Annotated in this window: 7 protein-coding genes and 2 pseudogenes; all 9 read left to right on the top strand. The window is 40.0% G+C overall.

Annotated features, from left to right (window positions below; genetic code table 11):
* A pseudogene (locus EW028_RS25470) lies at positions 1-269 on the top strand (hypothetical protein); the annotation flags it as partial.
* A 28-nt stretch (positions 270-297) separates the two neighbouring features.
* Positions 298-1,140 (top strand): DegV family protein, encoded by an 843-nt coding sequence (locus tag EW028_RS24195; RefSeq protein WP_131522742.1) that lies wholly within the window; start codon positions 298-300, stop codon positions 1,138-1,140.
* A gap of 44 nt (positions 1,141-1,184) precedes the next feature.
* Positions 1,185-2,570: an ATP-dependent helicase ComFA gene (locus EW028_RS24190; RefSeq protein WP_131522741.1), complete on the top strand. Its 1,386-nt coding sequence runs from the start codon at positions 1,185-1,187 to the stop codon at positions 2,568-2,570.
* On the top strand, positions 2,567-3,157 hold the full coding sequence (locus tag EW028_RS24185; protein WP_131522740.1) for a ComF family protein: 591 nt from the start codon (positions 2,567-2,569) through the stop codon (positions 3,155-3,157). The genes EW028_RS24190 and EW028_RS24185 overlap by 4 nt, the downstream gene beginning before the upstream one ends.
* A 78-nt stretch (positions 3,158-3,235) precedes the next feature.
* Positions 3,236-3,649 (top strand): TIGR03826 family flagellar region protein, encoded by a 414-nt coding sequence (locus EW028_RS24180; RefSeq protein ID WP_131522739.1) that lies wholly within the window; start codon positions 3,236-3,238, stop codon positions 3,647-3,649.
* Positions 3,650-3,770: 121 nt separating this feature from the next.
* Positions 3,771-4,031, top strand: a complete 261-nt coding sequence (flgM, locus tag EW028_RS24175; protein ID WP_016994952.1) for a flagellar biosynthesis anti-sigma factor FlgM — start codon at positions 3,771-3,773, stop codon at positions 4,029-4,031.
* Positions 4,032-4,058: 27 nt separating this feature from the next.
* Positions 4,059-4,559: a flagellar protein FlgN gene (locus tag EW028_RS24170; RefSeq protein ID WP_131522738.1), complete on the top strand. Its 501-nt coding sequence runs from the start codon at positions 4,059-4,061 to the stop codon at positions 4,557-4,559.
* Between the two features lie 16 nt (positions 4,560-4,575).
* Positions 4,576-6,138 (top strand): flagellar hook-associated protein FlgK, encoded by a 1,563-nt coding sequence (gene flgK / locus EW028_RS24165; RefSeq protein ID WP_131522737.1) that lies wholly within the window; start codon positions 4,576-4,578, stop codon positions 6,136-6,138.
* Between the two features lie 25 nt (positions 6,139-6,163).
* A pseudogene (locus EW028_RS24160) lies at positions 6,164-6,338 on the top strand (flagellar hook-associated protein FlgL); the annotation flags it as partial.

Here is a 6,338-nt window from a genome sequence, read left to right as displayed (position 1 = left end):
ATTTTGTCTGTGCGAAAGCGAAGCGCCAGCAACAACAAGATTTTGTCTGTGCGAAAGCGAAGCGCCAGCAACAACAAGATTTTGTCTGTGCGAAAGCGAAGCGCCAGCAACAACAAGATTTTGTCTGTGCGAAAGCGAAGCGCCAGCAACAACAAGATTTTGTCTGTGCGAAAGCGAAGCGCCAGCAACAACAAGATTTTGTCTGTGCGAAAGCGAAGCGCCAGCAACAACAACGAACAACAATTGCACCAAGTAGAAATAGATTGTAAACTAAGAATTATAGGAGAGTGGACATGGATGAGGACGGCAATCGTAACAGATAGTACTGCATATATTACAGCTGAGGAACGTGCACGCTTAAACATTCATATGATACCTTTAAGTGTTAATATCTCAGGTCAATTATTTGCAGAAGAAGTAGATATCACAGCATCTGAATTTTATGATAAGGTGCGTGGAGCTAAAGAATTTCCTAAAACAACACAGCCTCCAATTGGAGAATTTGTGGCTCTTTTTGAAGAGCTAGCAAAGGATTACGATGAGATAATTTCCATCCATTTATCGAGTGGTATTAGTGGAACATACCAAGGTGCAGTACAGGCTGGTGAAATGGTGGAAGGCATTAATGTTCATGCCTTTGACAGTGAAATATCCTGTGCGGTTCAGGGCTTTTACGTATTAAGAGCAGCGGAAATGGCGAAAGAGGGCCATTCAGCAAAAGACATACTTGCAGCATTAGCGGACATGCAGCAGTCTATTCGTGCTTACTTCATTGTAGACGACTTAGCACATTTACAGCGTGGTGGGCGTTTATCTTCTGCAGCTGCATTAATCGGTGGCTTATTACAAGTAAAGCCTGTTTTACATTTTGTGGATAAGGTAATTGTACCTTTCGAAAAAATCCGAACACGTAAAAAGGCATTAAAGCGTGCAGAAGAATTGCTAGCAGTGGATGCAAAAAAGTATGCAGCGATGGACGCTGTTGTCATTCACGGCAATTGCCCTGCTGAAGCCCAAGAATGGCTAGAGCAATTAGCCGAAACGTACCCAAACGTAAACTTTAAATTGAGCTATTTTGGTCCTGTTATTGGTACTCATTTAGGTGAAGGGTCGATGGGATTAGGATGGACAAAAAAATAACGAATTGTGAGAAGTCTCTACAGCAAAAGTAGAGGCTTTTTTCTATGAAAGGGGAGATTTTGATGAGATATAGGGGTTGGTTGTTGCCCCCAGCATTACGTGATTTTCATGAAGGTCGCATTTGGTTAAAAGAACATTCGCCATTTTCATCTGAAGATATTGAGAAAGCAATACAGCGAAAATACGTCTGTATAATAGAAGGAATTCAAATGAAGCCAGTTATAAAATGCAATCGATGCCACAATACAGATCCGCACCTATTCATAAAATTCGATTGCTCAAAATGTCAGCAACAATGTGTGTACTGCCGACACTGTATTAAGATGGGGAGAGTCAGTAGTTGTACACGATTGATGATTTGGACAGGTCCCAAGACGATAAAAATTAACAAGCATTCATTAAAATGGACCGGGCAATACACTGAACTCCAGCAACGGGCAGCTAATGAAACCTTGGCAAGTGTGAAAGTAAAACGATCCCATTTAATTCATGCAGTTTGCGGTGCAGGCAAAACAGAGATACTTTTCCCATCTGTGTATGATGCATTAAAGCGGGGGCTACGTGTTTGTATTGCTACACCACGAACAGATGTAGTGTTAGAACTGTATCCACGCTTTCAACAGGCTTTTCCTGAAACAGTTATTCATGCTTTATACGGTGGAGCTCCTTACCAAAATGGCTATGCCCAGCTTGTTATAGCAACGACCCATCAGCTCTACCGATTTGACAAGGCATTTGATGTCATTATTGTAGATGAGGCAGATGCTTTTCCTTATACATTTGATGAAACTCTACAAAGAGCAGTAGAAAAGGCTAAAAAGGAAAAGGCTCCTCTGGTATTTGTGACAGCAACCCCATCAGCAGCATTACTCCATACCTTCCAGCAAGAAAGCTACTCTTTTATTCCAAAACGCTATCATAATTATCCATTACCAGTCCCCCAAGTTCGTTCTTTATGGAGCTATAATAAATGCTTCAAGCGAGGTAAAATCCCTAAAAGGTTAAAAAAGTGGGTGGAGGAGCGCTTACACCAAAAGGAACCCTTTTTACTATTTTTCCCGACAATTGACTTAATGAATCGTGCAACTCTTCTTTTTCAAGGATTAAATGAAGACATATTAGCTGTGCATGCAGCTGACCCAGAGCGGAAGAAGAAGGTGTTAAAGCTACGAAATAAAGAAGTTCCGGGCTTATTAACCACTACGATATTAGAAAGAGGCATTACAATCAGCAAAGTACAGGTGGCTGTTATTGGGGCAGAATCATTGATATTTACCGCCAATGCCCTCATTCAGATTGCAGGCCGAGTTGGACGAGATGTTCAATTTCCAGATGGGGAGGTCTTATTCTTTCATCACGGCATCACGGCAGAGATGGATGAGGCATGCGAAAAAATTCAATTTTATAATAAGAAGGGATTTTCTGAATGAATAAAATAGAAACTCATTGTTTAATATGCACCCAGCCGTTAAAAATAACTATTTCCTGGAAAATGATTCTAACCAAGCAATTCTCGCCGACTATATGTGAAAGATGTGCCGCTCGTTTTGTACCTTCTCAATCTGCTACATCCCTTTATCAATATAATGAGGCGATGAAGGATTACTTACACCAGTTAAAGTTTCTTCAAGATGTGGCTCTAGCAAAGGTATTTCGGCAGGAGCTTCATAATCGTCTCACCAAAGAAAAAGTGATGATTCTACCCATTCCAATGCACCCTCTCAAACAACAGGAGCGTACATTCTCGCATACGGATGAACTATTAAAGGCAGCGCATATTCCTTTTATACAATTATTAGAAAAGACAACGACAGAAACCCAAAGCTCTAAAAATAGAGAGCAACGTATACAAGCAGCTCCACTTTTTCGCTTAATGGAGGGTGCTCAAGTCGAACATAAAAATTATCTTCTTTTTGACGATATAAAAACTACGGGGACAACTTTACAGCATGCTGAACAGGTTTTAATGCAAGCGGGTGCTAAAAATGTCCAATACTTCACATTAATTGAAGGATGAAAATACCAATGTATTATGTATAATAGTTAATGAGACAGCATTCGTAGATAAATTTGCTAGAAAGAGGAGGAAAGGCCAATGGCAGAAGTTCGTAATTGTCCGAAATGTAATGAGTTTTTTAATTATACAGGAGTCCGAGAAGTGTGTCATAAGTGTGCACAATCAGAGGAGGAGCTTTATCAAATCGTTTATCGTTTCTTACGTAAACGTGAAAACCGTGCGGCAACTGTAGAACGTATTGTGGAAGCCACGGGAGCAGCAGAGGAACTATTGTATAAATGGGTTCGTAAGGGGCGTCTGCAGCCAGCCATGTTCCCTAACCTTGGCTATCCATGTGATAACTGTGGCCATCTAACGACTACAGGAAAGCTCTGCTCGAAATGTCAGGATGAATTAAAAGCAGACTTACGGACATTTGAAGCTGCCAAAGAGTTTCGCCAAAGTGTTGAAGAACGTGACCGTGTAACCTATCACTCAGAACGTAAACGTTAATTACGCTAAGTGTGTTAATTTTAAACAAAATTAGCACACTTTTTTCTATGTGAAAACTTAACATTATGTGAGACAATCCGAAATAATAGTAAGATAGGATTTAGAGATGGGGGGTATTGAAATGAAAATTACATCTTATGGAGTTAATGCAGTAAACGCCTATAAAAACCAAGTACGCAATGCAAAATCAAATACAAACAAGGCATCCTTCGCCGATAAAATTGAAATTTCAAAGGCTGCGCAGGAAATGCAAGGGGTTTCAACATACAGTACAGAGCGAGCAAACCATGTTCAACAATTGAAAAAGGATATCGCTTCTGGTGAATACAAAGTAGACGCTCGTAAAGTGGCAGAGGATATGCTGAAATATTATCGTTTCTAGGGAATAGCAGAAAGGGTGTATAACGATATGTCTGTAGAAGCAATTAGTTCTACACTAACAATGCTAGAGAGAATGCATAAAAGCTTACTCGAACTAGCTTTTAAAAAAACAGAAATTATTAAAAGTGGCGATATCGAAGCTTTAGACCAATTGCTCAAGGACGAGCAGGCACATGTAGCAGCCATCGATAAGCTCGAGCAACAGCGTCAGAAACAGGTAACGGACTACCTTGAAGCAAAGGGACTTGCTTCATCTGACAAAACAACTGTCGCGGATGTCATCGAGGCTGCTGAACAACAAGCTGACAAAGCAACACTATCAGCAGTTCGCGAACGTTTAATGCAAATTATCAATGACCTACGAAAACAAAATGATCTAAATCAAAAACTCGTTTTCCAATCCTTACAAGTCGTCAACCTAACATTAGATGCAGTAAGACCCCGTACAGAGCAAATGAACTATTCCAGCAACGAAGTACGTGGAACTAATACCATAGCTAAAAAATCATATTTCGATTCACAAGCATAACAAGGGAGGAAGAAAAATGCGCTCAACATTTATGGGCTTAGAAGCTAGTAAACGTGGCCTCTTCACACAGCAAACTGCTTTATATACAACAGGTCACAATATTTCCAACGCCAACACATTAGGCTACTCTCGTCAACGAGTAAATATGCAAGCTACACCAGGTTTCCCAACGGCTGGTTTAAATTCACCTTACTATCCTGGCCATCTAGGGACTGGTGTCGAAGCAACCTCTATCCAACGTATTCGCGATGAGTTTATTGATCGACAATATCGTCAGGAAACAAATCGACTAGGTTATTGGGAATCCACAGTAAAATCTATCTCGCAAATAGAAGATGTAATGAATGAACCCTCTCAATATGGAATTAACCAGGCATTCACCAATTTTTGGAAATCAATGGAAGATATCACTAAAGATCCACAATTAATGGCTGGGCGTCAGGTGTTGCTTGCTGAAGGAAGAACTCTTGCAGACTCCTTCAATTATATGGATCGGCAATTAAAGAAGGTTCAAGGGAATATCGGGAATGAAATAAAGGTTACAACAGACGTCGTCAACTCACTTCTTAAACAAATTGCTCATATTAATAAGCAAATTGAAGAGGTTGAACCGAATGGCAATGTGCCGAATGATTTATATGATGCACGGGACTTGTTGGTAGATGAATTAAATAAAAAATTGCCTGTGTCCATCCAACGAGAAAAATCTGGTGGGTTAGCAAACGATGTAGCAGAAGGTACTATTACAATTACCTATGAACCATCAGATGGTAGTCCACCAATCACCTTAGTAAACGGCAGGGAATATGCAACACTTGCTGCTGTGGATAGAAACGGTAATCGTATAGATGGTGAAGAAGACGATCCAGCAACAGGAAGTTTTGCAGAGTTTTTGGAGTTTAGAATTTCTGATATTGGGGAACCACCAACTGATCCGATGGTAGGTCCTTCTACTATTAGCTTTGGTCAACTGTATAAAGAAGGTGGGGGTTTTCGAGCGTTAATCGAAGCTTATGGTCACAGTTATAATAATGGCACAGGACAAGGACTCTATTCCGAAATGATAGCTAATCTGGATAAGTTAGCTAATGAATTTATTACCGAATTTAATGCGATTCATCGAGCAGGTTTTGGACTAAACGACACTGTTGGCAATCGTGATTTTTTCAGTGGTACAACAGCCCGTGATTTTAAAATAGTAATTACAAAACCAGAAGAAGTGGCTGCGTCTGATACAGCAGGTGAATCTGGTAATAATAAAAATATGCTTAAATTAGCAGAGTTACAGTCAAAGACAAATGCCAATTTAGGCCAAGCCACATTCCAGAACTTCTATAGAGGAATAACAGGGGACTTAGCTGTCAAAGGAAAAGAGGCAGAAACTAATTTTAAGAACTCGCAGGCATTACATTTACAAATCGCTAATAATCGAGCTGCGATGAGTTCGGTTTCTTTAGATGAAGAGATGACCAATATGATTACATTTCAACAAGCATACAACGCTAATGCACGTATGATTACCGTAGTGGATGAAACACTAGACAAAATTATTAATGGAATGGGACGAGTAGGATTATAATCGCTACCTGAAAGGAGAGTTATCGATGCGTGTTACACAATCCATGTTATCTAATAACATGTTACGGAATTTAAATAGCAGCTATGGAAAAATGTCCAACTATCAAAATATGTTGACTTCTGGTAGGAAATTCAATAAACCATCTGAGGATCCTGTTGCAGCAGTGGTGGGCATGGGATACCGTGTAGATCTCGGTAAAA

Origin of the sequence: Lysinibacillus sp. OL1, from assembly GCF_004332175.1 — a bacterium.
In the GTDB taxonomy this organism is placed as follows: Bacteria; Bacillota; Bacilli; order Bacillales_A; family Planococcaceae; genus Lysinibacillus; species Lysinibacillus capsici.
Note: the sequence above shows the minus strand (reverse complement) of the source record. Positions and strands in the feature narration are given on the sequence as shown.